28 protein-coding genes and 1 pseudogene are annotated in these 25,770 nt (G+C 48.2%); 10 read left to right on the forward strand and 19 right to left on the reverse strand.

Annotation, left to right across the window (positions count from 1 at the left end; all coding sequences use genetic code 11):
• Positions 1-220: 220 nt before the first annotated feature.
• Genes tilS through panC form a run of 3 tightly spaced genes read right to left on the reverse strand, consistent with a single transcriptional unit; the run spans position 221 to position 3,339 of the window.
• On the reverse strand, positions 221-1,207 hold the full coding sequence (gene tilS, locus CSHOW_RS07905) for a tRNA lysidine(34) synthetase TilS (RefSeq protein ID WP_002949997.1): 987 nt from the start codon (positions 1,205-1,207) through the stop codon (positions 221-223).
• Between the two features lies 1 nt (position 1,208).
• Complete coding sequence (rimO, locus tag CSHOW_RS07910) at positions 1,209-2,516, reverse strand: 30S ribosomal protein S12 methylthiotransferase RimO (protein ID WP_039895475.1); 1,308 nt, start codon at positions 2,514-2,516, stop codon at positions 1,209-1,211.
• A gap of 1 nt (position 2,517) precedes the next feature.
• Positions 2,518-3,339: a pantoate--beta-alanine ligase gene (gene panC / locus CSHOW_RS07915; RefSeq protein ID WP_002950001.1), complete on the reverse strand. Its 822-nt coding sequence runs from the start codon at positions 3,337-3,339 to the stop codon at positions 2,518-2,520.
• Between the two features lie 107 nt (positions 3,340-3,446).
• On the opposite strand from panC, the gene prfB reads away from it, so the two are divergent.
• Genes prfB through CSHOW_RS07935 form a run of 4 tightly spaced genes read left to right on the forward strand, consistent with a single transcriptional unit; the run spans position 3,447 to position 6,846 of the window.
• The gene (prfB, locus tag CSHOW_RS07920; protein ID WP_002950004.1) at positions 3,447-4,547 is read left to right on the forward strand and encodes a peptide chain release factor 2; all 1,101 of its coding nucleotides are present in this window, start codon (positions 3,447-3,449) and stop codon (positions 4,545-4,547) included.
• An 11-nt stretch (positions 4,548-4,558) separates the two neighbouring features.
• Positions 4,559-4,876 carry a hypothetical protein gene (locus CSHOW_RS07925; protein ID WP_002950008.1) on the forward strand — a complete coding sequence of 106 codons (318 nt, stop codon included), beginning with the start codon at positions 4,559-4,561 and terminating at the stop codon, positions 4,874-4,876.
• Positions 4,873-6,216, forward strand: a complete 1,344-nt coding sequence (locus CSHOW_RS07930; RefSeq protein WP_002950010.1) for an FAD-dependent oxidoreductase — start codon at positions 4,873-4,875, stop codon at positions 6,214-6,216. The genes CSHOW_RS07925 and CSHOW_RS07930 overlap by 4 nt, the downstream gene beginning before the upstream one ends.
• A gap of 21 nt (positions 6,217-6,237) precedes the next feature.
• Positions 6,238-6,846, forward strand: coding sequence for a tetratricopeptide repeat protein (locus CSHOW_RS07935; RefSeq protein WP_002950011.1), 609 nt, complete (start codon positions 6,238-6,240; stop codon positions 6,844-6,846).
• 54 nt (positions 6,847-6,900) lie between these two features.
• On the opposite strand, the gene CSHOW_RS07940 is transcribed toward CSHOW_RS07935, so the two are convergent.
• Entirely contained in the window at positions 6,901-7,107 is a 207-nt protein-coding gene (locus CSHOW_RS07940) for a hypothetical protein (protein ID WP_157753478.1), read from the reverse strand.
• Between the two features lie 136 nt (positions 7,108-7,243).
• Positions 7,244-9,241, reverse strand: a complete 1,998-nt coding sequence (locus CSHOW_RS07945; RefSeq protein ID WP_002950015.1) for a TonB-dependent receptor domain-containing protein — start codon at positions 9,239-9,241, stop codon at positions 7,244-7,246.
• Positions 9,242-9,457: 216 nt separating this feature from the next.
• Here CSHOW_RS07945 and exbB point away from each other — a divergent pair, with 216 nt between their 5' ends.
• Genes exbB through CSHOW_RS07960 form a run of 3 tightly spaced genes read left to right on the forward strand, consistent with a single transcriptional unit; the run spans position 9,458 to position 11,061 of the window.
• Positions 9,458-9,886 (forward strand): TonB-system energizer ExbB, encoded by a 429-nt coding sequence (exbB, locus tag CSHOW_RS07950; protein ID WP_002950017.1) that lies wholly within the window; start codon positions 9,458-9,460, stop codon positions 9,884-9,886.
• Positions 9,879-10,256 (forward strand): TonB system transport protein ExbD, encoded by a 378-nt coding sequence (exbD, locus tag CSHOW_RS07955; RefSeq protein ID WP_002950018.1) that lies wholly within the window; start codon positions 9,879-9,881, stop codon positions 10,254-10,256. Before exbB ends, exbD begins: the two co-directional genes overlap by 8 nt.
• Complete coding sequence (locus CSHOW_RS07960) at positions 10,222-11,061, forward strand: energy transducer TonB (protein WP_039895476.1); 840 nt, start codon at positions 10,222-10,224, stop codon at positions 11,059-11,061. The genes exbD and CSHOW_RS07960 overlap by 35 nt, the downstream gene beginning before the upstream one ends.
• A 261-nt stretch (positions 11,062-11,322) precedes the next feature.
• Here the strand turns inward: CSHOW_RS07960 and CSHOW_RS07965 are convergent, their stop codons facing one another.
• From CSHOW_RS07965 to CSHOW_RS07995, 8 genes and pseudogenes are all read right to left on the reverse strand, one after another.
• Positions 11,323-12,348 (reverse strand): NADH:flavin oxidoreductase/NADH oxidase, encoded by a 1,026-nt coding sequence (locus CSHOW_RS07965; protein WP_002950022.1) that lies wholly within the window; start codon positions 12,346-12,348, stop codon positions 11,323-11,325.
• Between the two features lie 168 nt (positions 12,349-12,516).
• A pseudogene (locus CSHOW_RS10490) lies at positions 12,517-12,873 on the reverse strand (DUF2625 family protein).
• Positions 12,874-13,027: 154 nt separating this feature from the next.
• Entirely contained in the window at positions 13,028-13,168 is a 141-nt protein-coding gene (locus CSHOW_RS10495) for a DUF2625 family protein (RefSeq protein WP_002950029.1), read from the reverse strand.
• A 79-nt stretch (positions 13,169-13,247) separates the two neighbouring features.
• Complete coding sequence (gene fabI, locus CSHOW_RS07975) at positions 13,248-14,066, reverse strand: enoyl-ACP reductase FabI (RefSeq protein WP_002950030.1); 819 nt, start codon at positions 14,064-14,066, stop codon at positions 13,248-13,250.
• 190 nt (positions 14,067-14,256) lie between these two features.
• Positions 14,257-14,955 carry a triose-phosphate isomerase gene (locus CSHOW_RS07980; RefSeq protein WP_002950035.1) on the reverse strand — a complete coding sequence of 233 codons (699 nt, stop codon included), beginning with the start codon at positions 14,953-14,955 and terminating at the stop codon, positions 14,257-14,259.
• Positions 14,952-16,154, reverse strand: coding sequence for a phosphoglycerate kinase (locus CSHOW_RS07985; protein WP_002950037.1), 1,203 nt, complete (start codon positions 16,152-16,154; stop codon positions 14,952-14,954). Before CSHOW_RS07985 ends, CSHOW_RS07980 begins: the two co-directional genes overlap by 4 nt.
• 16 nt (positions 16,155-16,170) lie before the next feature.
• Positions 16,171-17,166, reverse strand: coding sequence for a type I glyceraldehyde-3-phosphate dehydrogenase (gap, locus tag CSHOW_RS07990; protein WP_002950040.1), 996 nt, complete (start codon positions 17,164-17,166; stop codon positions 16,171-16,173).
• A gap of 118 nt (positions 17,167-17,284) precedes the next feature.
• Positions 17,285-17,425: a hypothetical protein gene (locus tag CSHOW_RS07995; protein WP_002950042.1), complete on the reverse strand. Its 141-nt coding sequence runs from the start codon at positions 17,423-17,425 to the stop codon at positions 17,285-17,287.
• 53 nt (positions 17,426-17,478) lie between these two features.
• Between CSHOW_RS07995 and nadD the strand changes: the two genes are divergently transcribed.
• From nadD to CSHOW_RS08010, 3 genes are all read left to right on the forward strand, one after another.
• Positions 17,479-18,051 carry a nicotinate (nicotinamide) nucleotide adenylyltransferase gene (gene nadD / locus CSHOW_RS08000; protein ID WP_002950048.1) on the forward strand — a complete coding sequence of 191 codons (573 nt, stop codon included), beginning with the start codon at positions 17,479-17,481 and terminating at the stop codon, positions 18,049-18,051.
• Positions 18,015-18,341: a ribosome silencing factor gene (gene rsfS, locus CSHOW_RS08005; protein ID WP_002950050.1), complete on the forward strand. Its 327-nt coding sequence runs from the start codon at positions 18,015-18,017 to the stop codon at positions 18,339-18,341. Before nadD ends, rsfS begins: the two co-directional genes overlap by 37 nt.
• A gap of 646 nt (positions 18,342-18,987) precedes the next feature.
• A complete protein-coding gene (locus CSHOW_RS08010) occupies positions 18,988-19,815 on the forward strand; it encodes a dienelactone hydrolase family protein (RefSeq protein WP_002950057.1) in 828 nt (275 codons plus the stop codon).
• Between the two features lie 311 nt (positions 19,816-20,126).
• Here CSHOW_RS08010 and CSHOW_RS08015 read toward each other — a convergent pair whose 3' ends face one another.
• From CSHOW_RS08015 to CSHOW_RS08040, 6 genes are all read right to left on the reverse strand, one after another.
• On the reverse strand, positions 20,127-21,443 hold the full coding sequence (locus tag CSHOW_RS08015) for a hypothetical protein (RefSeq protein ID WP_002950059.1): 1,317 nt from the start codon (positions 21,441-21,443) through the stop codon (positions 20,127-20,129).
• 314 nt (positions 21,444-21,757) lie between these two features.
• On the reverse strand, positions 21,758-22,177 hold the full coding sequence (locus tag CSHOW_RS08020) for a twin-arginine translocation signal domain-containing protein (protein WP_002950061.1): 420 nt from the start codon (positions 22,175-22,177) through the stop codon (positions 21,758-21,760).
• Positions 22,178-22,389: 212 nt separating this feature from the next.
• Positions 22,390-23,259 (reverse strand): KPN_02809 family neutral zinc metallopeptidase, encoded by an 870-nt coding sequence (gene ypfJ / locus CSHOW_RS08025; protein ID WP_002950063.1) that lies wholly within the window; start codon positions 23,257-23,259, stop codon positions 22,390-22,392.
• 244 nt (positions 23,260-23,503) lie between these two features.
• On the reverse strand, positions 23,504-23,863 hold the full coding sequence (locus CSHOW_RS08030) for a VanZ family protein (RefSeq protein WP_002950065.1): 360 nt from the start codon (positions 23,861-23,863) through the stop codon (positions 23,504-23,506).
• 69 nt (positions 23,864-23,932) lie between these two features.
• Positions 23,933-25,519 (reverse strand): arginine--tRNA ligase, encoded by a 1,587-nt coding sequence (gene argS, locus CSHOW_RS08035; protein ID WP_002950067.1) that lies wholly within the window; start codon positions 25,517-25,519, stop codon positions 23,933-23,935.
• A gap of 9 nt (positions 25,520-25,528) precedes the next feature.
• Entirely contained in the window at positions 25,529-25,753 is a 225-nt protein-coding gene (locus tag CSHOW_RS08040) for a twin-arginine translocase TatA/TatE family subunit (protein WP_002950069.1), read from the reverse strand.
• Positions 25,754-25,770 lie beyond the last annotated feature (17 nt).

The raw sequence follows: 25,770 nt of genomic DNA on the forward strand, positions 1-25,770 counted from the left end.
ATTTTCGTAAGCAGTATTTAAGGATATTAGCGCGACATATTTAGTACCAAACCGAGTTTTAAGCCGCCTTTTTAATATAAAGCAGCGATATCTCATTTCGTAGGATGCTTAGCCGGCTCGTCTAGCGCCGTTAAATCTAAAGCCACCGCAAAGAAAGCGTTAGCGTATTTCTAAATTTTAACTATCTTTTATCGCAGGCTCTCACCCAAAACGTAGACGTCTAAAAAAGCTCCTCAAATAGCGCAAGATTCGCGCCCGAAGCAAACAAAAATCCGCGGTTTATCGGCGGGATGGCGAGCCGTCTGCATGCTTCTTTAAATTTCTTTTCCATAGCCGCTTTGATATATGGCGTTACAAGTATAAAATTTACGCTCGCGCCCACGGCTACCTTGCCGCCTAGCACGCAGTCAGCGCCGCTTTCTAGGCAGCGAGCGCATTCGTTTCGCTGTGCGGCGCTTAGCACAAACCCTAGCCGCTTGCATGCCTGATCGACGCCGCGAAGCTCGTTTGCACCGCGTTTTACGAGATAAATTTTAGGTGCGGGATTAGAAATTTCGGGAGTTAAATTTAACGCATCGGTCGCCAAAAACTTAAAGCTTTTTTTCACGCCGCCAAAGTACTCGTTTAAAAATGGCTCGCTAAATTTCGCGCGAACAAATCCGCGTTTAAACTGGTCCGTTAAATTTGTCTCATCGGTGAAGTATTTTAGGTTTCGCTCACGCAAAAACCGCTCCAGCTCGCACTTTCGCACGCCTAAAAGCGGTCGAGCGATCACGTAGTCCTCGCGAGTTTCTAGCTCTTGCATGCCTAGCAGCTCGCTAAGTCCTGCGCCGCGCCCAAGTTGCATCAAAAACCACTCGAATTTATCGTCAAACTGATGCGCTAAGATCAAATTTTCATATCCCTGCTCGCGGCAAATTTGGCCAAAAAACTCGTATCTAGCCGCGCGCGCCTCGTGTTCGAAATTTGACTCGCCAAGACGCACGCTTTTTACGTAGATTTGTTTGTTAAATTTAGCCGCCAGATCTCGTGCCGAGGCGACCTCGTCCTTGCTCTGCGCTCGGACATTATAATCCACGATCGCAAGGTCAAATTTCACGCCCGCCTCGTCTAAAAGGTAAAAAAGCGCCGTGCTATCGACGCCGTGCGAAAAGGCAAGCAGATTTCGCCCCGATTTTAGCTTATGTAAAACGGGCGCGCTTAGCATTTTAGGCCTTTGCCGTGATCTTACCCAGTGCCTGAGCACCCGCTACCTGCGTGATCTCGCACCAGTAGCGACCGCCGGTTTCTAGCTGCTCCACGTCGCTTTCGTTGATTAAAATTTCGCCGTCGATATCCTTGTCCCAGAGCGCTTTTTTTGCGGCGTAAAACATCTCTCCCTCGCTGCTTTCGCCCTCAAGCGAGACGATAAATTTTTGCCCCAGCTCCCGCGCGAAGCTCGCCTCGATCGCGGCGCGAGTGATCTTTTCGATCTTGCTTAGGCGCTTTGAGATTATTTTGGCGGGCAACTGCTCCATCTCGTACGAGAGCGTGTCCTCCTCTTTCGAATAAGCAAACGCCGAAACGCGGTCAAATTTAAACTCCTGCAAAAACGCGCAAAGCTCGTCAAATTCGGCTTCACTCTCGCCCGGATGTCCGACGATGACGCCAGTTCGTAAAAACGCACCTGGTGCCTTTTTCATCAAATTTAAAAGCTCTTTGATTCGCACCGCGCCGCTTCCGCGCCTCATGATTTTTAGCATTTTCTCGCTTGAGTGCTGGATCGGCATATCAAAGTAGTTTACAAATACCCGCGAGGCGATGATGCGCTCAATTAGCGCGTTTGAGGTCGTGCTCGGATAGAGATAGAGTATGCGCGCGGTTTTGACGCCCTCGATCTTTTCGACCGCGTCGATGAGAGAGATGAGCCCGTCGCTAACCGCGTGATCGCGCATATACGAGCTGCTATCCTGCGAGAGGAAGCTAAAGTCGTAGTAGCCCTTTTTTACGAGCTTTTGCACCTCGTCTACGATGTTTTCGAGCGCGCGGGATTTTAGCTTACCTTTAAAGGTCGGGATCGCGCAGAAGCTGCATTTTTGATTACAGCCTTCTGAAATTTTGATGTAGGCGTGGTAGTTTGAGCCCGTTATCACGCGCTCTTCGCTTGCTTGTAGGTAGGTGTCAGGGCTAAATAAATTTTGCTTTTTTAGGATGATTTCATCGATCTTGTCGTAGTCTCCGACGCCGGTAAATAGATCAACCTCGGGCAGCTCCTTCATCAGCTCCTCGCGGTATCGCTGCATGAGACAGCCGGTGACTACGAGCAAAGAGCCTTTTTTACGAGCTTCGTGCATATCAAGGATCGCGCGGATACTCTCCTCTTTGGCCGAGTTTATAAAGCCGCAGGTATTTACGATGATGACGTCGGCGCTAGCGACGTCGGACGTGATCTCGTAGTTTGAGAGGCGTCCGAGCATGATTTCAGAATCCACCAGATTTTTGTTACAGCCTAAGGATACTAAGTGAAGCTTGCCCATCTTATACCCACAGATTGTCGATCAGACGCGTTTTGCCAACGTACGCGGCGACTAGGATGATGGTGTTGTCCGGTTCTATTAGCGAGATTTCGTTTAAATTTCTATCCGCGATCGCGACGTAGTCGACGTTTAGCGGCTCTAGGGTTTGTAGCATCTCGCCTTTTATCGTTTGTGCGTTTAGTTCGCCGGCTGCGATCAAATTTGAGGCTTTTTTAAGCGAATGCGAAAGCTTAAGCGCTTCAAGCTTTTGCCCTTCGTCTAGGTAGGCGTTTCGCGAGCTAAGCGCCAGTCCGTCGCGCGCGCGAACGATCTCGCAAGGCACGATCTCTAAATTTAAAAAACAGGTCTTGACGAAATTACGCACGATGAGTAGCTGCTGCGCGTCCTTTTTGCCCATATAGACGCGCTTTGCGTTTGTTAGATTAAAGAGCTTGTTTAGCACGCGAAGTACGCCGTCAAAGTGTCCGGGGCGAGTCTTGCCCTCGAGTACGCTTGCTAAATTTTCAGGCGCACTGATTAGTGGCTCGGTATCAAAATATAGCTCCCTAGCCTCAGGCGCAAACATCGCATGCACGCCCAGCTCCTCGCAAATTTTAGCGTCGTTTTGTTCGTTTTTTGGATAGCTCTCAAAGTCCTCGCCTGCTAAAAACTGCACCGGGTTTACAAAAGTCGAAACGATCGCGGTTTTGTTTTCCGCTACGCACTTTTCTATGAGGCTAGCGTGTCCGTCGTGAAGTGCGCCCATTGTGGGTACGAAGCCGATATCTTCGGGATTTGCCGCGACGAAATCTCGCAGCTGTTCTGCTGTTCTTAAAATTTGCATTTTCTCTTCTTTATGTTTAATTTTAACGCGCGATTATATCAAATTTTATCTTTACTCTTACAAATATGTTATAATCACGCCAAAAAGCACAAAAAAGGTCTTAAATTTTGGATAATTACGAATACACAGAACTCCTAAAAACCCTAAACACAAAAGTAGAAAATATCGCTGGCGTCGTAAAGCCTGAGAGTATCAAAGCTCGCCTAAAAGAGATCGAAGAGATGGAAAACGATCAAAATTTCTGGCAAGATATCGCAAAAGCGGGCGCCATCGGCAAGGAAAAAACTAAAATTTCAAACATCTTAAATAACTTCCTAAACGCTAAAAGCGCCGTAGACGATGCAAAGGAGCTATATGAGCTGGCAAACTCTGAAAACGACGAAGAGACGATAAATTCGCTCTTTGCCGAGGCGGACGAGCTAGAGGACAAGATCGTAAATTTAGAGATTTCTATGCTGCTTAGCGGCGAGGACGACGGCAAAAACGCCATCGTCACCATCCATCCGGGCGCTGGCGGCACTGAGAGTAACGACTGGGCGAGTATGCTATACCGCATGTATCTGCGCTTTTGCGAGCGCGAGGGCTTTAAGGTCGAGACTCTGGACTTCCAAGAGGGCGAAGAAGCGGGGTTAAAAGACGTGAGCTTTATCGTTAAAGGCGTAAACGCTTACGGCTATCTAAAGGCTGAAAACGGTATCCACCGCCTCGTGCGAACCAGCCCGTTTGATAGCGCCGGACGCCGCCATACGAGCTTTACTAGCGTGATGGTAAGCCCCGAGATCGACGACGACATCGAGATAGAAATCGACGAAAAAGATCTAAAAATCGACACCTACCGCGCGGGCGGAGCAGGCGGTCAGCACGTAAACAAAACCGAGTCTGCCGTACGCATCACTCACGCGCCTACTGGCATCGTCGTGCAGTGTCAAAACGACCGCAGCCAGCACAAAAACAAAGCCACAGCGATGAAAATGCTAAAATCGCGCCTTTACGAACTAGAGCTAATGAAACAGCAAGAAGCCGCCGGCAGTATCGAAAAAAGCGAGATCGGCTGGGGGCATCAAATCCGCTCCTACGTGCTTTTCCCGTATCAGCAGGTTAAAGACAACCGCAGCGGCGAGGCGTATAGCCAAACCGACGCGATACTAGACGGCGACATAAAAAAGCTCATCGAGGGCGTTTTGGTAAGTCAAAAAAGCATAAACTAGAAAGGAAAAATATGGAAATTTCAGCTCTTTTAAACCAGCTAGGCTACAACGAAAACGACGCGACCACCGCGCAAGTTAAGCGCATACTAAACAACTGCGACGGGTTAAATTTAAGCAGCATAATCACGCTAAACGATCACCTAAAGCCGCTTGGTAGCTTCGTCGCGATGAGCGGTAGCGAGGATGTGTTTAAGATAAAAAACGCGGGCAAAACGTCTGACGCGCAAAGCGACGCGCTAAACGTGATCGAAAACTGGGCTGAAAAAAACAAAATAAGCATAAAAAAAGTAAATGAAAATACTCACTACATACTAGGTAAAACCATATGACAAACTACGATATCATCGTCATCGGCTTTGGCAAGGCCGGCAAAACTCTCGCCGTAAAAGCCGCAAATTTAGGCAAAAAAGTCGCCGTGATTGAAAAATCAGCGCAGATGTACGGCGGAACGTGCATAAACGTCGGCTGCATCCCGACAAAAAAGCTAGTAAATTTAAGCAAAGAGGCAAAATACGTCAATAATAACGTCGCAGGCGAGTATTTCACGCTTAGCGTCGAAAAGAAAGACAAGCTAATCTCTGCTCTGAGAGCCAAAAATTTCGCGATGCTTGACGGCAACGCAAATGTCGATGTAATAAACGGCACGGCTAAATTTATAGATAAAAATAGCGTCGAAGTAACTGCCGCAGACGGCTCAAAAAGCACGCTTACCGCGCCGACTATCGTTATAAATACGGGTTCGGTTAATGAAAAACCAAGCTTTGAGGTTAGTTCAAATTTAGCCTTTGATAGCACGGGGGTTTTAAATCTAAAAACGCTTCCAAAGCACCTAGTAGTCGTAGGCGGCGGATATATCGGGCTTGAGTTTGCCTCGATGTTTGCCGAATTTGGCTCAAAAGTTACCATCGTAGCTCGCTCGGGCGTACTAAAAAACGAGGACGAGGACGTAAAGCAGAGCGTAAAAGCGCTACTACAAACGCAAGGCGTCGAGATTTTAGAAGGCTGCGAAGTTAAAAATTTAAAAGACGGCACGCTAAATTTCACCCAAAACGGCGAGCCAAAAAGCCTTGACGCGGACGCATTTTTACTAGCGACGGGGCGCGTAGCGGCGACTGCGGAGCTAAATTTAAGCGCAGCCGGCGTACAAACGGACGCCAAAGGAAACGTGTCGGTAAACGAGTTTTTGCAAACCGCCCAGCCGCATATCTATGCAGTAGGCGACGTTCGCGGCGGCGAGCTTTTTACCTATACGAGCCTAGATGATTTTCGCATCGTCTTTGACAAGCTTTTTGGCGCAGGCAAACGCAGCACGCTAAACCGCTCTCCTCACGCTAGCACGCTTTTTACCGAGACTCCACTAGCTAGCATCGGACTAAGCGAAAAACGAGCGACGGCGCAAAATTTGGACTTTAAAGTCCTAAAACTAGCACTAGCCGCAGTCCCCGGCGCAAAGGTAGTCGGCAACGAAACCGGCTTTTTAAAAGCGATCGTAGACGCAAAAAGCGGCAAAATTTTAGGCGCGGCATTTCACTGCGTTTACGCAAACGAGCTTATCAACGAAATCGCCATCGCAATGGCTCTAGGCGCGGGCGCTGATTTCTTTAAAAATCAGATTTTCACCCATCCTAGCATCAGCGAAGCGCTAAATGACCTCTTTGGACAATTTTAAAAACGACGGAAAGGATAAAAAATGAGGAATTTACTTCTTACCTTTATCGGGCTTTTGTTTGTAGGATGCGCAGCTTCAAGCGGCGGACCCAACGACAACCCCGACTACGATTTTAACAAACGCGCCATCGAAGTTCTAAAGCCAAAATGCGAAAGCGGCAACTACTCCGCGTGCAACGATCTTGCCATCAGCTATCAAAATTTACAAGATCACAAAACCGCTCTAAAATACTATGAAAGAGCATGCAAAAACAACTATCAAGCCGCCTGCACAAACCTCGCCAACATGTACCAAACCGGCCTTGGCGTAAGCAAAGACGCGAACAAAGCACTTGAAATCTATAGCGCCTCATGCACGAACGGCGGCGCGTACTCTTGCTACTACCTAGGCGAGTTTTATCGCTCAAACGCCGACGGCAAAGAGCCAGACTACGCAAACGCTATGTCGGCCTACGATAGAGGCTGCAAACTAGGCGACGTACCGTGCTGCACGAACACGGCCGTACTTTACGAGCACGGCCTAGGCGTAGCGCAGGATGAAACAAAAGCTAGAAGCATCTACCGCTCGGCGTGCTTTAGCGGCGACACGTCCGCATGCGACAATCTAAAAAGAATGGGCAGAAAGCGATAATAAAAACAGTAAATTTAACGCATTTAAATTCGGCGTTAAATTTACTACGGCGAGTCAAATTCGGCTCGCCTTTTTAAATTTGACCGTAGCAAATTTAACTTCAAATTTGCCCCAAAATTTACCTCCCAAAACCCACATCTTTGAAAATATAAAAACCAAAAACCATCCGTCAAATTTGACGCCGAATGCTCGCAAATTTAACTGCTCAAATTTAGGTTTTATTCTTGGCGTTCCGTAGCAAAATTTTATTCGCTCCGCCAAAAAACAGGTTAAATTTGAGCCGATTTTACTCGCAAATAGCAAAAATAAACAACGCTAAATTTGAGTAAATTTTATAAAAGATAGAAAAAAAGGGGCTCAAATTTAAGCCCCCAGAAGTGCAGGTTTAGAATAAAAATTAAAATTTATAAGAGACGTTAACCTTAAAGTTTCTGCCCGGCTCCCAGTCGATTGCGTTCGCATCGCCGGTGTATTCAGCCATTCTTTGAGATTGCGAGACGTAGGCTTTGTTAAATACGTTATAAACGCCCGCGTTTATCTCAAGTCCCTTAAATTTACCGCTGCTTGGCGCATAAGTGAGATAGACGTCGCTCACGGCATAGCTCGGGATATGTACAGCAGCGTCGTTGCCAGCACTCGTCGTGTCTTTCGAGGCAAAATAAATAAGATTATAACCCACAAGCGTGTCGATAGCGTTTATCGAATACTCGGCGTTAAAGGTGTATTTGTCGCCTTGGTCGCGGTAGCCGATAATATTTGACGTGTAGTAGCCGCCGCTGCCGTTTCTTACGCGGTCTTTATATCTTACTTTTTGATGAGTATAGCTAGCGCCTAAGCTTAGCGCGTCGAGGTTTAACCTCGCCAAAAGCTCGACGCCGTCGATATCCGCGCCGCCTGCGTTGATCCTATAAAGCACCGGATTTATACGCCCGCCTGCTGCGTTATTATCTACGATTAGGTTTTTGTATTTGGTTTTAAAGTATTTAGCTACAAAGCTAACGTGTCCCGTTTCGCTAAACTCGCCCTTGTAGCGTCCGCCGATCTCGTAGCTATCGCCCGTAGTGGCCTTTAGATCAGGGTTTGCTCTGTATCCTAGCGCCGTACCCCTACTAGCGCCGCTAGCTAGCATAGACTCCATAACGTCAGGTCCTCTAAAGACTTTAGCATAGCTAGCAAATACTCCAAGCCCTTTCATAAACTCGTAATCAAGCGCGAGAGCTGGCGTAAATTCGTCAAATTTGTATTTGTACCCGCCGATATTTGTGCCCGTGCCGTTATATGTCTTTAGCTCGTGGCGCTCGTATCTGATGCCAGGAGTCACAGTTAGGCCTGCAAATTTGATCGCGTCCTCTAAGTAAAACGAGTAGTTGTTTACTTTTTCGGGACGGTTGTTTTGCGGTTTGTTAAAGTTCTCGCTGTGGTAGTACTCCGCGCCGTATCTTAGCGTCTGCGTCACGTCGCCCGTCTCTATCGCGGTTTTTGCTTTCGCGCTTAGGCCTCTAGTTTTTACGCCCCATTTGCTACCGTCGATCCTCTGATGCTTCGTATGATACGCCGTTACGTCTAGATTTAGCAGTTCGCTCGGCGTAAATTCGTACTTTAACGTCGTCGTGTCGCGCTCGTATTTGCGGTAGTCATCATTTGTATGCCAACTACCAAATTCTGCTCTTAAAGGATAAAGTCCCTTGTAGTGGTTGTGTTCGTGAGAGAGCGATATCCTGTGCGCGTCTAAAAAGCTATATCCGAGCTTAAAAAGATAGCTAAGGTCGTTGCCATCGCCGCCGATTTTTTTGCCATTGCCGCTTTTACCGTAGTCGTAACCTTTGTGATTTATTGCGGCTAAAAAGTCAAGCCCCTCGACTGGCGCGGTAAAAACCATGAGTCCTTGCGAAAATTCGTCGTTGTTTGAGGCGTAGCCCGTTTTGATTTTCGCGCCGATGATTTCGCCCTCTTCTAGCAGATCTCTAGCGTCCACCGTCCTAAAGGCTACCGAACCGCCCAGAGCCCCAGCGCCGTTTACCACAGAGCGCGCACCGACCTCAACGTCGATGGCCTTGATTAGATCGGGGTCGATCAGGAGGTCTGCGTTGTGGTGAAAGGTATTTCCGTTTTGTTTCGCGCCGTCGATCGTGATATTTAGGCCGCGGTCGCTCACGCCTCTCATGTAGATTTTTTGGTTCATACCGTTTGTGCCGCCTACGTAAACGCCTGGGATATCGCGCATGACGTCTTTTAGTATGCCTGCGTTTCTCGTGCTTATTTTTACGTCGTCCACGCCGTAGCCGCCGCTAGTGCTGCTTACCTCTACGCCGCTTAGCGTTACGTTTTCGGCGGCATTTGCGCCGATAGCTAGAGCCGCGACGAAAGAAATCTTCGCAACATTGTTAAAACTCATTTTTTCTCCTCTTTAAATTTATTAAATTTTGCGCCGATTTAGAAAAATATTTAAATTCTGTTTTCTTTAATCCGCTCAGATTTTGAAAACGAATATTACAATTCTAAGACTAAATTTTAGATAAAATTATTTAAAATATTACTTGCTTATTCGTTATTGACAATAAATACCATAATCTGATATAATTGGCGCGCAAATTTTACAAGAAGGCATTAAATGGAATTTCTCAAACACAACGTCGATTACGTTATCATCGGTATCTTAGGGCTTATGAGTTTTACGGTAGTGTGGCTTACGATAGAGCGCTTGATCTTTTACGCAAACGTTAAATTTGAAAACTACAAGAACCAAGACGACTTTGAAGAGAGCGTAACTAGAAATTTAACAACGCTTTATATCGTTTATTCAAATGCGCCGTATATCGGGCTTTTGGGTACGGTTGCGGGCATCATGGTAACCTTTTACGACATGGGTATGAGCGGCGGCATCGATACTAAAAGCATCATGGTCGGCCTGTCTCTCGCGCTAAAAGCAACCGCGCTAGGCCTCATCGTCGCGATACCGACGCTAATGATCTACAACGCGTTTATGAGAAAAGTGGACGTACTCGTAAACCGCTACAAGGCTTCACGTGAGAATGCCTAAAAAAGAGGGATTAAACGTAATCCCACTCATAGATATTATGCTCGTTTTGCTAGCTATCGTGCTTAGCATCTCTACCTTTATCGCTCAGGGCAATATCAAAATCGACCTGCCAAACAGCGAGAGCGCGGAAAAAAAGCAAGACGAAAACGATAAAATAGCCGTTTTAATTAATAAAGATAATGAATTTTTTATAGGCGAAGAGAAAATCGCCGAGGAAAATTTAAAAGAAAAGCTAAACGAGATAAAAAACGAAACATTAATAGAACTCAAAAGCGATAAAGAGAGTAAATTCGACTCGTTTATCAAGGTTATCGACATACTAAAAGAAAAAAATCATGAAAATTTCGCTATCACAACAACAACTGAATAGACGCGCCAGCTTTACGGGGCTTGGCGTTTCTATCCTGTTGCACTCTATCCTCATCGGATCTTTTATCAAATTTTACGAAGAACTAAAACCGATGCCGGAAGAAAAAAGCGTCAAGATAGCGCTAAATACCTTTACGCCAGCAGCAGCTCCGCTCCCGCCGGCACCCACCCCACCAGCGCCGCCGCCTCCAGCCCCGCCTGCGCCTCCTCCGCCAGAACCTGTCGTCACGCCGCCGGAGCCGCCAAAACCGGTCGAGCCGCCTAAGCCGATAGAAAAACCAAAACCTGTGGAAAAGCCAAAACCGATAGAAAAGCCAGTTGAAAAGCCAAAGCCTAAACCTACGCCAAAACCGGTTAAAAAGCCTGAGCCGGAACCGCAAGTCGCGCAAGCAACGCCGCCCGCACAGCCGTCGCCGCCTACTCCTACGCCGCCGGCAGCGCAGCCTAGCAGCGCTCCAAGCTCGAACGTAAAATCAAATTTACCGCCTAGCGGAGCTGAAACGGTCGGGGAATTTAACTTCGCGACATCAGCTGGCGACGAGAGATTTTCTAAAATCCAAAAGGCAATACAAAAGCACCACAAATACCCTAAACGCGCGCAAAAAATGCGACATCAAGGCGTCGTAGAGGTTAGCTTTTTATACAAAAAAGATGGCACCGTCCGCGACGTAAAAGTGATAAAAAGCTCAGGCTTTGAGACGCTAGACGAGGCCGCGGTCGAGCTCATAAACCGTGCTGCGCCTGATTTTCCGACGCTTGATCGCGACTACGTCATCAAAATCCCGGTTAGCTACAAACTCACCTAAATTTAAGCCGTTTTTGCGGCTTAAATTTTATCTTTTATTCTACAAATTTGACAGAGTAAATCAAAAAATAATTAGCTTTACTAAAATAGGTCGCAATCAAATCAAATTTGACGCCGTAGCAGGGACGTAAATTTGCCAAATTTACAGTCCTAATAGCTAGGCTAAATTTGCCAAACGGTTTGCCCAAGCAACCAATCAAATTTACTCAAAATTTAGCCGACGCAACTAGTTCAAATTTACGCCGAGCGATCTCGCCAAATTTTACTTAAACGCCCTTTTGTATGAGTTTTCTATCAGTTCAGCGCACCCTAGCTCACTCATCGCAGCCTGCGCGAAATTTGGATTTCGCAGCAGCTCTCTGCCGTAGGCCACCGCGTCGCAAACGCCGCTTAGCAGCAGCGCCTCGCCCTCGGACGCCTTTGTTATGAGCCCGACCGCGATCACGGGTATGCTAACCGCCTGTTTTACGGCCTTAGCGTAGCTCGCTTGATACAGAGGCGTAAACGCCGGTGCGCTATCCGTGCGCTCAAAAAGTCCGCCCGCCGAGACGTGGATAAACGCCGCGCCCAAAGCCTCGAGCTCCCTTGCCAGCCGCACGCTATCTTCTAAACTCCAGTCGCCCTTCACCCAGCTATCCGCGCTTATGCGCACGCCGGCAGGGATTTTTACCGCGGCTTTTATCTCGCTTAAAATTTCTTTTAAAAATCTCGTGCGATTTTCAAAGCTTCCGCCGTATTCGTCGTCTCGCAGGTTAATCCCGGGCGAGAGAAATTCGCTGATGAGATAGCCGTGCGCGGCGTGGATCTCGATCGCGGCGTATCCTGCGCTCTGGGCTCTGATCGCAGCCTGAACGAAAGCTTGCTTGACCGCAACAATGTCGTCCGCGCTCATCTGCCTCGGCGTTTTGTAACTCTCGCTAAATTTTACCGCACTAGGCGCGATCAGATCATCACACTCGCTTTTTCTGCCGGCATGCGCGAGCTGGACGACCATGGCGGCGCCGTATTTGACGCACTCCTTGACGAGCCTGGCGTGCGCCTCTAGCTGCTCGTCGTTCCACAGCCCCAGATCGCAGCTCGTGATCCTGCCCCTAGGCTCGACCGCCGTAGCTTCGACGATGATGAGCCCGACGCCTCCCAGCGCGCGAGCGGCGTAGTGCAAGCGGTGAAAGCACCTAGGTTGGCCGTTTTCGTTTTTGGCCTTATACATACACATCGGCGGCATGACGACGCGGTTTTTGATCTGCAGATCGCCGATTTTTAGCGGCGTAAAAAGCAAGCTTTGCATGAGAAATCCTTTAAAGATTATTTGCGGTTATTTTAGGATATTTGTTTAAATTTATTTAGTTGAGCGGCAAATTTTAGCGACCACCCGCAAGCGGATGAGATTGTAAAAGCAAAAGCGTAAATCAACTATTATGTTAGTTCCCGTCAAATTTGAATTTACTTGCCGCCGTTAAAAATAGAAGCAAAGTACTCGTCTATGTCCATGCCGTTTTTTCATCTGTTTTAGCCTTAGTTTTACGTCAGCATCTTGCCAAAGTATCGGCGGCAAGGCAAACATCACCTTATCAAGGCTAAATTTACTCACATCCTCGCGCCAGCCATCCCAGCGGTAAAGCTCGTAAAATTTAGATACATCGCCGCAAAGCGTCCAGTACAAAAACTGCGAGTAGTCAAGCTGCGTATCCTCTCATTCGCCGCTATCTGGCGCATAGTAAAAAATGTTGCCGGCTTTGCCACAAAATGTGCCGCCGTTTATCGCGAAAAATCCACCCAAAACATCATCCGCCACGAGCAAATAGCTAGGCATCTGGCCTGCCTCACTAGCTTTTGCCAAGGCTAAAGCTGTAAATCCCGCGATTCATCCGCTCGCAGCCAGAACCAAGCACGTGCAGTCAACCGCCCTCAATCACGATGCTGCTGCAGTCATAAACAAGCGCTCCCATCGGCGAGCGTGTAGTGACCTAAAGCCCCAAAAGCTCGCTTTGCGCCCTATCCTCGTCACGCGGTAAAATCTCATAGCCATTTTTGGCCTCTTTTAGCCACTCTTCTATTAGTGCCCAGCCCGGCTCATTTGTGTTTATAAGCTCGCCTAAAGCTCTCATCGTGCGTCTTTTTGCTTAAATTTGATGAAATTTAAAAGAAGAATTTGGCGAGTCGCCCCGCCAAATTTATATTAGTAGATTATTTTGCGTCCCAAGCTAGGATCGTGTTACCCTCGGCGTCGGTGGCCACGTCGCCCATGCCCATGATGTTGTAGCCGCAGTCGACGTAGTGCACCTCGCCGGTCACGCCGCTAGCTAGGTCGCTAAGCAGATACATAGCGCTATTACCGACGTCATGCGTCGTGACGTTACGTTTTAGCGGGCTATTTACTTCGTTGTAACGTAAAATCATCCTAAAGTCGCCTATTCCGCTTGCCGCAAGCGTTTTGATTGGGCCTGCGCTGATCGCATTTACGCGTATATTTCTGGCGCCAAGGTCGTGTGCTAGGTAGCGGACTGAGCTCTCAAGTGCTGCTTTTGCGACGCCCATGACGTTGTAGTGAGGCACGAACTTTGGTCCGCCAAGATATGTAAGAGTTAGCACAGAGCCGCCCTCTTTTAGCACCGGCAGCACCGCGCGCGTGAGGCTCAGTAGCGAATACACGCTCGTACCCATCGCGATATCAAAGGCTTCTTTGCTCGTGTTTACAAACTCGCCCTCTAGTGCTTCTTTTGGCGCATAGGCCACTGCGTGCACGACGAAATCTATCTCGCCAAGATCCGCTTTAATGCGATCCGCAAGGCCGTCTAAATGAGCTTGGTTGTTTACGTCAAGCTCATAGACGAATTTACTGCCAAACTCCTCTGCGATCGGCTCTACGCGTTTTTTTAGCGCGTCATTTAGGTAGGTAAACGCCATCTGCGCACCCTGCGCGTGACAAGCTTCGGCGATGCCGTAAGCGATAGATTTGGCGTTAGCGACGCCGACGATGAGGCCTTTTTTGCCTTTTAAAATCATTATTTCTCCTTTAAAATTTTGCTTGGCTTTTGAGCGATTTGACTTAAAATTCTATAAATTAAAATTTGCAAAATCTCGCGAAACGCCAAATTTGAAACCAAATTTGATAGCGGCAGTATCGCAAAGCTAGACTAGGCGACTTAAAATTTTGCGATGGGAGTTACCATATAGGTAATGACCGAGCAAAATTTTAAGACAACGAAGTATAGCGATGCGAGACAACGCGTATAAGCTCCAAAAACTTCGAAGCGTCCCAGCTCGCCGTCCCTACCAACACCCCATCGCAGTTTTTGATCCCCGCGATCGCGCCGATATTTGCGGCATTTACGCTGCCTCCGTAAAGTAGCGGCGCACTCGTCTGCTCGCGGATGAAATTTAATATCTCCTCTATCTGCTCCGCACTCGCGCTCCTGCCCGTGCCTATCGCCCAGATTGGCTCATAGGCGATCAGCAGCCGCTCGTAGCCAAGCTCGATATTTTTTAGCTGCTCAGCCAAAAATTCCTTCGTGCCGCCAGCTTCATTCACGCTCAAATTTTCGCCAATGCAATAAACGATCTGCCAGCCCGCCTTTGCGGCGAAGTCAAATTTAGCGCGCAAAAGCTCCTCGCCCTCGCCCAGCTCGCGCCGTTCGGAGTGCCCGATCAGCACGCTTTTTATACCAAACTCGTCCAGCATCGCCTTGCCGATCTCGCCTGTATAAGCGCCGCTTTCGCACGGGTAGAAATTTTGAGCGCCGAGTTTAAATTTATGAACCGCAAGATCAAGCGCGCTAAACGGAGGAAATACCGTCACATCGTCGTTTGAGCTCAAATTTGCGTCTAAAATTTCGGCGTAGCACGCAAAGCTCGCTCTCGTGTGATTGCACTTTAAATTTGCTAAAAACCTCACTCCGCAGCCTTTCTAAGCGGTTTTATGCCGGGTAGCTCCTTGCCCTCGATAAGCTCTAAACTCGCGCCGCCGCCAGTTGAGATAAATGTCATCTCGTCGGCGTCTCCCGCGCGCTCTACGACGTCGGCCGTATCGCCGCCGCCCACGACCGTAGTCGCGTGTGTGTCGATGATGGCGTGGCTCATTTTGATGCTGCCTTTGCTAAATTTATCCATCTCAAAAACGCCCATCGGCCCGTTCCACCAGATGGTTTGCGCGTCGGCGATAACCTCTTTAAAGAGCCTAATGGACGCCGGCCCGATATCTAGCCCCATCCAGCCGCTAGGGATCTCTTGAGCGGGGACGAATTTTACGGCGCTTTCAGCCGAAAAGGTCTGAGCCGCGACGACGTCCACCGGCAGGTAAATTTTAACGCCAAGTTCCCTGCCCTTACGCAAAATTTCGCGCGCATCGTCGATGAGATCTTCTTCGAGCAGCGAGTTTCCGATATTTTCGCCGAGCGATTTTAGAAACGTAAATGCCATGCCGCCGCCGATTATCAGCTTATCCACGCGCGGAAGCAGGTTATGCAGAGCCTGCAGCTTACCGCTTACCTTGCTGCCGCCAACGACCGCCACAAACGGGCGCGCAGGGTGCTTGATGAGATTTTGGGCGAAATTTATCTCCTTTTGCAGCAAAAATCCCGCCGCCTTGTGCTTCTCGTCGTAAAATTTAGTGATCGCCTCGACCGAGCTGTGCGCCCTGTGGCAGACGCCGAATGCGTCGTTTATATAAAATTCGCCGTATTTTGCTAACTCGCCGGCTAGCGCCTCGTCGTTTTTGGTCTCGCCCTTTTCAAAGCGCAGATTTTCAAGAAGTAAAATTTCGCCGGGTTTTAGCGCGGCGACTTTGGCTTTAGCATCCGCGCCGATGACGTCCTCGGCAAATATTACGTCTCTATCAAGCAGCCTTGAAAGCCTCTTTGCGACGCCTCGTAGCGAAAATTTCTCCTCAAAGCCGTTTTTAGGTCGCCCTAGGTGGCTCGCCAAAACCACGCTGCAGCCGTTATCTAGGCAGTAGCGGATAGTAGGTATTGCCGAGCGGATCCTGCGGTCGTCGGTGATATTTAAAAACTCGTCCATAGGCACGTTAAAATCGCACCTGACAAATACCTTCGCGCCGCTAAGCTCAAGGTCGTTGATCGATAAAATTTCACTCATTTTTCACCCTTTAAATTTACTTCGTAGCGACGATCTTAGCTAGATCGACGAGCCTTGTCGAGTATCCCCACTCGTTGTCGTACCACGCAAATACCTTTACCATATCATCAGCGATGACCTGCGTAGTGTCGCTGGCTACGATGCTGCTGTATGCGCTCGTGCAAAAGTCGCTGCTAACTCTATAATCGTCATCGACAAATAAAATTCCCTTTAAATTTGACTCCGCAGCCGCTCTAAACGCCTCGTTTATCTCCTCTTTGCTAGCCGGTCTTTTTAAAACCGCCGTTAGATCGACCATCGAGACGTTAGCGACCGGCACGCGGACGGCTTGGCCGTGCATCTTGCCGTTTAGCTCGGGAAGTACTTTTGCGATAGCTTTTGCAGCTCCGGTGGTCGTAGGCCCGATATTTAGGGCTGCAGCGCGCGAACGGCGGAAGTCTTTAGCTTTTACGTCTACTAGGCTCTGTCCGTTGGTGTAGGCGTGGATGGTAGTCATGAGCCCTTTTACGATGCCAAATTTATCGTTTAGTACTTTTGCGACGGGAGCTAGGCCGTTTGTGGTGCAGCTAGCGTTTGAGACGATCGCTTCGCCTGCGTATTTATCGTCGTTTACGCCGACTACAAAGGTCGCCGTGTCATCTTTTGCAGGAGCACTCATGACGACTTTTTTGACGCCGCGAGCTAGATACGGTTCGCATTTTTCGGTGGTTAAAAATTTACCCGTGCACTCCAAAACCACGTCCGCGCCGTAGTCTGCGTAGCTAAGCTCGTTTAGATCTCTTGTTGAAAAAACTCTTATCTTTTTGCCGTTTACTTCTATAAAATCGTCGCTTATCACCTTAACGTCTTGCTTAAATTCGCCGTGCACGCTGTCGTATTTGAGCAGATAGCGCGTCATGTCGCGCGTCGCCGTGTCATTGATAGCGACAAGCTCAACGTCGTCTCGCTCTAAAATAATACGAGCAGCGCACCTACCGATACGTCCAAAACCGTTGATCGCGATTTTTACCATGTTTAGCTCCTTGTGCTAGATTTTCCGGTCGCTTTCAAGCGCGCGGAAAGGTTATTTTCATACTTTTAGCTTTTGTGCGTTAAATTTACCGGCCTCAACCGATGCCAAGCGCGTAAATTTAAGCCTCTCTAAAGCCCACCTTTGCAAATTTGACCCTCGCTTGCTCGCCGAAAAACGAGCCTTGCGAGCCCAAAAATCCCCAAATTTTACAAAATCTCCATTTAATTTGCGCTTTATCGGCGAATTTTTTGATTTTCAACCAATTTTCACTTCAAATTCGCTAAACTGCACCGAAATTTTAAAGGCAAATTTATGAAAATCGCGCTTTTTGGCGGTAGTTTCGATCCGCCTCATCTCGGGCACGACGCCGTCGTTAAAGCCGCGCTAGAGCAGCTAGACGCGGACAAGCTCATCATCATGCCGACCTTTATCAGCCCGTTTAAGAGCGAGTTTTCCGCTCCACCGCTGCTTCGGCTAAAGTGGGCGAACGAGGCTTGGGGCGCGCTGCCTAAAGTCTGCGTGAGCGACTACGAGATCGCGCAAAACCGCCCCGTACCGACGATAGAGAGCGTGCGGCACATGCGGCAAATTTACGCCGTGAGCGAGCTTTATCTCATCATCGGCGCCGATCACCTAGCCAGCCTGGATAAATGGCACGAGATAGAGGAGCTCTTTAAGCTAGCAACCTTCGTCGTAGCTAGCCGCGGTAACGTAGCCGTGCCTGAAAATTTTAAAATTTTAAACATAAATGCGCCCGTTTCGTCCTCGCAAATCAGGCAAAATTTGGACAAAAGCCTGATGATACCGTGTATAGCGGACGAGGCGGCGAAATTTTATCAAGGAAAAACATGCAAGAAAGAATCGAACGAATCATCAAAATCCTAGACGCCAAAAAGGCCGAAGCCATCGAAGCTATCGATATGGGCGGGCGCGAATACATCGCAAAATACGTCATCATCGCCACCACGATGGGCGAGCGCCACGCCTACTCGCTAACCGATGACCTAAAAGAGGGGCTAAAGGACGAGGGCGAGCAGTTTTTAGGCATCGAAAGCTCCGGCGACTGGGTCGTGATTGATCTAGGCGACATCCTCATCCACCTCATGAGCGCGCAGTACCGCGCCAAATACAATATCGAAGAGTTTTTAAGCAAGCTAAAAGAGGCAAAAGCCTAGTCTAAATTTAGCTCGCTTTGCCTGTAGCGTCAAAATTTGTCTAAAGCATGAAACGGACGGCAAATTTGACTAAAGCCGCCACTATAAACTGCTGAGATTTGCCTGATCTTGCAAGCGGCGTGCTTGATTATTTGAGTCAAAAGTCGACATCACAGGCTTTTGCTTTTATTTAAAAAAGTCAAATTTAAAGCGGACGTCGTCAAATTTAGCGACTGCTCAAACCCGTACCGCAAATTTAACTGGCGTAGCAAAAATGAAACCAAAAACTTACACTAAATTTTTCTTCGCCGCAAAATCTCCCGCGACAAAAATCCAAAAGCTAAATAAAATTAAAAATTATCTTGCGAAATTTGACTTTTAAGAGGACGAGCAAAAAGGAAAGTTTGCGGTCAAATTTGGCTCTAAAGCCGGCAACGTGGGGTTTTGCAACCTTGAATTTCGCCCGAAGATTTAGCACAGAGCCGATGGTGAGCGGGATACAAAACACGAATTAGACGCATTTGGCGGCAAAGCGATTTTAGCGCCGAAATTTAAAAGCCGACTACCGCGAGTTTTCCCTACTTTTTTAGCGATTATTTTATAAATCAAAAGGCCACCTTAAATCTATTTTTTATATAATCAACCAAAGTCAAGATAAAGGATGCTTATGTTTAGAAAAACTTTTGTTTTATTTGTTGCGCTCTTTGCGGCGCATTTGTTTGCGGGCGACGCGTACTTGCATACGAGCGAGTCAGCCCAAAAAGGCGTAGAGCAGGCTCAAATCGCGCTTCCAAAAAATGTCACGGGCGGCGATATTTACGTCGGACTTTTTAAAGACGCCCCAAAGACGCAGGCCAAAGCGCCGGTCGTAGTTTTCCTACACGGCTCGTCCGGTATCAACAACAAAATAGGCCTTGACAAATGGCAAGAGTGGCTCGCAAAAGAGGGTATAGCAAGCTTTATGTTTGATAGTATGGCTCTGGAAAACAGGATAACATATAAATCTCCGGCGGATAAGGAAATTTATGAAAAGGTCCATTCGCTACGCTCTAGCGAAATCAAAGTCGCCCTGAATGCACTAAGAAGCACGGAGTGGGCGGATACGAGCAAGCTGTTTTTAGCCGGCACCAGCGAAGGCGCAGTGGCTGTAGCCAGATACGATGGCAAGTACTTTTTGGGCAAGATTATAAACTCTTGGTCGTGCGAGGAGAATTACTTTGTAAAAGAGCATAAAACGGCGCTTAACGATACGCCGGTTTTAAATTTAATAAGCGATCAGGATAAATATTTCTCTCAAAAAAATAGCTATCTAGGCAACGAAAACGCCGCCGGAAACTGCGCCGCAACATACGGCGACAAGAAAAACGCGATAGTTTTACTCTTGCCTAATGCTCCGCACACGCTCATAAATTTGCCCGCCGCGCGCTTTGCGACCGCTTCTTTTATCAAAAGCATACTTGAAGGCACGTTTGACGCCGATACGGTCGGCGAGTAACGACCGATAAATTTGCGGCGATGAGATTCATAAATTTTGTCGCCGCGCTACTTTTTTGTACTACGTCTTTGTTTTAGAGGCTCGTTTTACGCCTTTATGTTTGATTTCGCCGCCTATATTTTTGACGTTTGCATAGTTTTTGTTCGCGCGCTTTTTACCGACTCGTAAATTTGAGCCGAATTTTAGTGGTCTCGCGGCAAAAATACTTCGCTTTTGATAAATTTGTTAAATCTTAGCTCCGCATTTTACTTGTCGAGACAGGCATTTTAAAAACGATAGAATTTTAGCCGTCATACCTTGCGCCGCGAAATTTACCACCGATAAATTTTATCTTCGTAAGCGATCAGCCTAAATTCCTCTTTGTGGTTGCCGTTACCGATCGTGTGGCTGTCTTGGCCCGCGCCGAGACGCAGTTTATGCAGCCTGCCGCCGTATGTACCCACAAATAGCACGCCCCCGTCCTCGCTTATCGCAATAGACTTTATCGTGCCGCCCAGATAGTGGTGCCAAATTTTACGTCCGTCCTTGCCGACTGCTCTGATGTAGCCGTATGCATCGCCGAGGATGTAAAGGTCTCGCGTCGCTACGCCCGCATACACGCGCATCTCGTCGTCTACTAGCGTAAAATCCCTATCGCGATATATCTGCGCTCCGTGCTTTAGAGCTGTCCTATCCACGCCGATCGTAACTCCGTTGTAGAAGTGGCAGGAGTTTGTGATGAGCTGCGTATCGTCCGCGCTAAAGAGGCAAAAGTGCGGATAGGAGCTCTGCGCGCCGATATCGCCCAGTCGCTCGCCCTCGCTATCCATCAGGATGTGGTCGTCGCACTGCTCGCCGGCTACGATGAGAGCGTTGTCGTTTGAGAGGGTCGCGTTGGCCATATCGATATAGAGTGCAGCATTGCCGTCATCGTCCTCATCCTCGTAGATCGGATGGATAAGCTTCGCGCCGCTTTGCGAGATCAAAAATATCCCGTCGTGGCAGCTCAAAAGCACCTTGCTACCGTCGTTAAAAGGTAAAATTTCAGCCTCGTAGTATGTTAGCTCCACGTCGTGGCTAAATTTCGCGATAGGCTCGCCGCCGCCCTTGCCGTCGTAGCCTTTTACGAGCTCTATCTCGCCTCTCCTAAGCAGGGCGTAAATTTCGTTTCGCTTGGACTTGCCCACGGCGATGACGCCCTTTGCCACCCCAATCACGCGCTCGCCTTCTAGCAGATACAGCATTTTGTGCCAGCCTTCAGGCTTGCTCTGTGAGACGATAAAAAGTATGTTCTCGCTGCCAAGAGGGCAAATTTGATCGACATTGCCTAGCTTGTCTCCTATTTTATCCTTATCGTCAGCGTCGTCCGCTTCGTCCTCAAAGATAACGTTTGATGGCGGAAAATCGGCTCTAAATTTAGCCGTTTCGCCCCGCTCGTTGGCTTCTTTTAACAGCGCAAAAACCGCCTCGCCCAGATGCGCGCGCTCATCTACGGGCTCCTCGCCTTTATACGCGTCCCAGCCGTGCGCCTCGGCAAAGGCCACCATATCGTTTACGGCCTTGGCGTATTTCTCGCCCTTTTCATTCCACTCTTTTTGCCACTCCTTTTGCTGCTCTTTTTTGAGAGCTTCGCGTTCTTTATTTTGCATTGATTTCCTTTGGATTTTGTTTGCCGCGGCTACCGCGCGTCGCTTGGAGATTTTATCAGGTCGGTTTAAATTTAAGGCTAAATTTACTATCCTCAAACGCTTTTTTTTGGGGGGGGGGGGATAAAATTTACACAAAAGCGCTCTTTTTGACAAAGCCAATTTAAAAGCGGAAAATTTAAAAAAGCTCGGCAAAAAGGCCTCGTGAATTTGCACAATGAGGCGGTAAATTAAGACGGCAAAATTTAGCGAGTTTAAAAAGCTTAAATTTATACCGCCAAAACGTGCACTCCCAGCCAAAGCTCATCCACTAAGACTTAAAACTCGCTAAATTTAGAGCGCAAATCAGGATTTAGCCTAGTTTTTGCTAAAGCCTCGGCTACCCGCTTCTGGGCCGCTAGCCGCAAATGCAGCAGCCGCTCTCTCCTCGCCCCCCCGTCAGTATCGATCAGGCGGTAACCTAGTCCTAGAGCCGTCTCCAGACCGTTTTTATCTTTTGAGCCGTCAAATTTATCTGCGCTAAGCCAGGTAATCGGTATCAAAATTCCATTATTTAGCGTGGAATATGGATTCATCGCGGCAAGCTTCTCGCCGAGATTTTTCGCGCCGCTTAGATCTACGCCGTCCGTCAAATTTGCCGCATTAGTCTTGCAAGTCTGCTGGGCAAATAAATTTAGCCCCGTAGCAAGCCCTGCCGCGCAGGTCGCCGCGCCCTTTATGAAGTCCCTTCTTTGCATTTTCGCTCCATTTTTGATTTTATCGATTGCTTGGCTAAAATTAAATTTGCAAACCAAACGGCGCCGTCGCGCCAAAATTTGCTTAAAATCACGAAAATTTAAATTTGATTCCACAAAAACAAGGTCTGAAAAAGCCGCATTTAAATTTATCTAAATGCGGCCGAGTAGAAATTTACGCTCGCCAAACTGGGTCCAGAGCTAAAAAGTCAAATTTAGATCTCAAACGCGCACGAGCTTGGCTGTCCGCCCTCAAATCCCTTTTTAAACCACGTCATGCGCTGCTTTGACGAGCCGTGCGTGAACGAGTCTGGCGTCACGCGGCCTTGGTATTTTTTCTGTAGCGCGTCGTCGCCTATCGCGCTCGCAGCGTTTAGCGCCTCCTCGATGTCGCCGTCTTCTAGCACCTTGTAGCGCCCCATGTAGTGCGCCCAGACGCCCGCATAGCAGTCGGCCTGCAGCTCGACCTTGACTTGCAGCGCATTTTGCTCTACCGGGCTTTTCGTGCGCGATTTTAGCTCGTTTACTTTACCGAGCGTGCCTAGTAAATTTTGCACGTGATGCCCGACCTCGTGGGCGATCACGTACGCCTGCGCGAAGTCGCCTGCGGCCTTGTATTTAGCCTCCAGCTCATCAAAAAAGCTAAGATCCAGATAGACTTTTTTATCCGCGGGGCAGTAAAAAGGCCCCATCTGCGAGCTAGCCGTGCCGCACGCGCTAGAAACGCCGTCTCTAAAAAGCACCAAGCTAGGTTCCTTGTACTGCGCGCCGCCCGCCTTAAACACCTTACTCCACACGTCCTCGGTCTGCGCCAGCACGGCTGAAACGAAGGCGACCTTTTCTTTCTCCTGCGGGCTATCTAGCGCCGCCCTTTGAGTGCCCGCGCCACCGCCATCAAGTAGCGCGAGAGGGTTAAAGCCCATAAAATACGCGACCGCGCCGATAACTAGCACCACGCGGCCAATGTTTGAGCCCAGCAAAAATCTAATAATCGGTATGAGTGCGCCCAGCGACCCCATGCTGTTTACGCTGTTTTGCCGTCTATCCTCGACGTTGTCGCTTCGTCTGCTGTCTTGCCATCTCATTTTTTACTCTTTCGTTTTGGATTTTTCTTTTAAATTTAGCCGCGGGTTGCGCTGTTTTCTTGTCACTTGGTGCTAAATTTAGGGCATATTTTAGCGACTATTTATAAATTTATCGCTTTAGCCCGCCATTTCGCTCAAATTTGACGCGGTAAATTTGATGGTAAAAGTTGAGTTTAAGCAAAGCAAAACGGCGCGGCACAAAATAAGCTCGCACAGCCGAGCCGTCAAATTTGAAGTTTTAAATTTAAAATCTAGCTCTAAGCCGATCCAAAGTTAGCCCTAAAATTCTCGCTAGCAAGATCCCAAAAACTATGCCGATGCCGTCTGCTACGATATCTAGCAGACTAAAATAGCGGCCCGGCACAAACGACTGCGCTACTTCTATCTGGATGCCGTAAGCTAGCAAAATAGCAACCTTTGCGCCCAAATTTAACCTAGAAAAGCCAAAATGCAAAGTAACGTAAAGTGCGGCGAATGCAATGAAGTGATTTGCTTTATCCCAGCTGTTTTCGATGAGTTTTATCTGCGCGGGCGTGAGGGCGAGATACTCTATCGCTATCAAAAATATAAAGAAAAATGCGGCTGAAATTTTAGAAAGATTCATGGATTTTAAGTGGTTGCTTTAAACAAGAAGCGCCGTTTTAAGCGCTTCTAAATTTACTCAAATTCGACTCTACATCTTATCTTTTGCGGCGATACCCATTAGCCCTAGAGCTGTTTTTATCGAGAGCGCGACGACGGCGAAAAGCTTTAAAAGCTCGTCTTCGTTTTCGCTACCTACGACGCGATTTTCGTTGTAAAATTTATGAAAATTCGCCGCCAAGCTCTTTAGGTAGTCGCAAATTTTATTTACCGCGCGCGTGTTAAAACTATCGACCAGGATATCGTTTAGCGTAAGCGCCTCAAATAGCAGATTTTTGCCGTCCTCGCTTAGATTTTCAAATTTCACGCCCGCGACATCGACGACGCTCTTGCCCGCTTTTGCGAAAATTTGATTGATCCTTGCGTGCGCGTAGTTGATATAAAATATCGGGTTTGAGCTATCCTCGCGCTTTAGTTCGTCCACGTCAAACTCCAGGTGCGTGTCGCAGCGCTTGCTAAGAAATATAAATCTAAGCGCCTCGTAGCCGATCTCCTCGACTACGTCGCTCATCAGCACGACGTTGCCCGCGCGCTTGCTCATCTTGTAGGCTTCGCCGTCTTTTAGCAGGCTCACCATCTGTGAAAGTATGATCTCAAGGCGGTTTTCGTCGTATCCTAGCAGATGTAGCGCCGCCTTCATGCGTGCGATGTAGCCGTGGTGATCGGCGCCCCAGATGTTGATGCAGCGATCAAACCCGCGCCTAAATTTATCGTCGTGATACACCACGTCGCCGGCTAGATATGTACCTCGGCCGTCTTCGCGCACGATAACGCGGTCTTTTTCGTCGCCGACCTCGCTTGATTTTAGCCAGATTTTACCCTCGCTCTCGTAGATGCCGTTCTCGCTTTTTAGGCGTTCTAGCGTGAGGGGGAGCTTGTCGTAGTAGCTCTTTTCGCTAGCCCAGTTCTCGATGAAAATTTGCGCATCGGCCAAATTTTGCTTGATCAAAACCAGCACCCTATCCTTGCCAAACTCGGCTAGCTCGAGATTTCGACTCTCGTCGTAAAATATCTCTTTGCCGAATTTTTCAAGCGCCTCTTTTGCGATAGGCTCGATGTAGTCGCCGCGGTAAAATTTCTCCGGATACGCCACGCTCTGCCCAAATAAATTTTCGCGCGCCCAAAGCGAAATAGACGTGCCTAGAAGCTCGATTTGATTGCCTGCGTCGTTGATGTAGTATTCAGTCGCGATATTTTCGCCGATGTGAAGTCCGACGCGAGCTAACGTATCGCCGAAAACCGCGCCCCTAACGTGCCCGATGTGAAGCGGACCGGTCGGGTTTGCGCTGACGTATTCGAGCAAAATTTTCTCGCCGCTAGTTGCGCCGCCTTTTGCGAACTCGCTCGGATTTGCAAGGCTAGCCGAGGCGAATTTATCCAAAAATGCAGGCTTTAGTTTAAAATTTATATATCCGTTTAGCGCCGTAGCCTCGAAAACTTCGCTATTTTCAAATTTAGACGCTAGCTCGGCGGCTATGGCTACGGGGGATTTTTTGAGCTGTTTTGCTAGGCTAAAAGCAGGCATCGCATAGTGCGCCAAGCCCTTATCTTTTGGCTTTTCCAGCGCAAAGTCAAAGTCTACGGCGCCTTTTATCTCGTTTATTACGCTTTTTTTCAACGCCTTTCCTTACGCGTTTTTAGCCGTATCTTCGGTCTTTGCAGTAGTTACGGTTTCTTCTTTTTTCTCTTCTACTTTTTCTACGTTCTCGGCTTTTTTATCATCTTCCATTTCTGATTTAAAGCTTTTTATGCCCTTACCTAGGCCTTTTGCGAGCTCGGGGATCTTTTTCGCTCCAAAAAGCAAGACCACGATAAGTAAAATAATAAGCAATTGTTGGACGCTTGGACCCATTTTTTCTCCTTTTGATT

This window comes from Campylobacter showae, from assembly GCF_004803815.1.
GTDB classification, from domain to species: Bacteria; Campylobacterota; Campylobacteria; order Campylobacterales; family Campylobacteraceae; genus Campylobacter_A; species Campylobacter_A showae.

Excerpts from the sequence above, each read along its gene's own strand:
- tilS (WP_002949997.1), bottom strand. The coding sequence starts at position 1,207 with ATGCTAAGCGCGCCCGTTTTACATAAGCTAAAATCGGGGCGAAATCTG.
- rimO (WP_039895475.1), bottom strand. The coding sequence starts at position 2,516 with ATGGGCAAGCTTCACTTAGTATCCTTAGGCTGTAACAAAAATCTGGTG.
- panC (WP_002950001.1), bottom strand. The coding sequence starts at position 3,339 with ATGCAAATTTTAAGAACAGCAGAACAGCTGCGAGATTTCGTCGCGGCA.
- CSHOW_RS07925 (WP_002950008.1), top strand. The coding sequence starts at position 4,559 with ATGGAAATTTCAGCTCTTTTAAACCAGCTAGGCTACAACGAAAACGAC.
- CSHOW_RS07930 (WP_002950010.1), top strand. The coding sequence starts at position 4,873 with ATGACAAACTACGATATCATCGTCATCGGCTTTGGCAAGGCCGGCAAA.
- CSHOW_RS07935 (WP_002950011.1), top strand. The coding sequence starts at position 6,238 with ATGAGGAATTTACTTCTTACCTTTATCGGGCTTTTGTTTGTAGGATGC.
- CSHOW_RS07945 (WP_002950015.1), bottom strand. The coding sequence starts at position 9,241 with ATGAGTTTTAACAATGTTGCGAAGATTTCTTTCGTCGCGGCTCTAGCT.
- exbB (WP_002950017.1), top strand. The coding sequence starts at position 9,458 with ATGGAATTTCTCAAACACAACGTCGATTACGTTATCATCGGTATCTTA.
- exbD (WP_002950018.1), top strand. The coding sequence starts at position 9,879 with ATGCCTAAAAAAGAGGGATTAAACGTAATCCCACTCATAGATATTATG.
- CSHOW_RS07960 (WP_039895476.1), top strand. The coding sequence starts at position 10,222 with ATGAAAATTTCGCTATCACAACAACAACTGAATAGACGCGCCAGCTTT.
- CSHOW_RS07965 (WP_002950022.1), bottom strand. The coding sequence starts at position 12,348 with ATGCAAAGCTTGCTTTTTACGCCGCTAAAAATCGGCGATCTGCAGATC.
- CSHOW_RS10495 (WP_002950029.1), bottom strand. The coding sequence starts at position 13,168 with ATGAGAGCTTTAGGCGAGCTTATAAACACAAATGAGCCGGGCTGGGCA.
- fabI (WP_002950030.1), bottom strand. The coding sequence starts at position 14,066 with ATGATTTTAAAAGGCAAAAAAGGCCTCATCGTCGGCGTCGCTAACGCC.
- CSHOW_RS07985 (WP_002950037.1), bottom strand. The coding sequence starts at position 16,154 with ATGAGTGAAATTTTATCGATCAACGACCTTGAGCTTAGCGGCGCGAAG.
- gap (WP_002950040.1), bottom strand. The coding sequence starts at position 17,166 with ATGGTAAAAATCGCGATCAACGGTTTTGGACGTATCGGTAGGTGCGCT.
- nadD (WP_002950048.1), top strand. The coding sequence starts at position 17,479 with ATGAAAATCGCGCTTTTTGGCGGTAGTTTCGATCCGCCTCATCTCGGG.
- rsfS (WP_002950050.1), top strand. The coding sequence starts at position 18,015 with ATGCAAGAAAGAATCGAACGAATCATCAAAATCCTAGACGCCAAAAAG.
- CSHOW_RS08010 (WP_002950057.1), top strand. The coding sequence starts at position 18,988 with ATGTTTAGAAAAACTTTTGTTTTATTTGTTGCGCTCTTTGCGGCGCAT.
- CSHOW_RS08015 (WP_002950059.1), bottom strand. The coding sequence starts at position 21,443 with ATGCAAAATAAAGAACGCGAAGCTCTCAAAAAAGAGCAGCAAAAGGAG.
- CSHOW_RS08020 (WP_002950061.1), bottom strand. The coding sequence starts at position 22,177 with ATGCAAAGAAGGGACTTCATAAAGGGCGCGGCGACCTGCGCGGCAGGG.
- ypfJ (WP_002950063.1), bottom strand. The coding sequence starts at position 23,259 with ATGAGATGGCAAGACAGCAGACGAAGCGACAACGTCGAGGATAGACGG.
- CSHOW_RS08030 (WP_002950065.1), bottom strand. The coding sequence starts at position 23,863 with ATGAATCTTTCTAAAATTTCAGCCGCATTTTTCTTTATATTTTTGATA.
- CSHOW_RS08040 (WP_002950069.1), bottom strand. The coding sequence starts at position 25,753 with ATGGGTCCAAGCGTCCAACAATTGCTTATTATTTTACTTATCGTGGTC.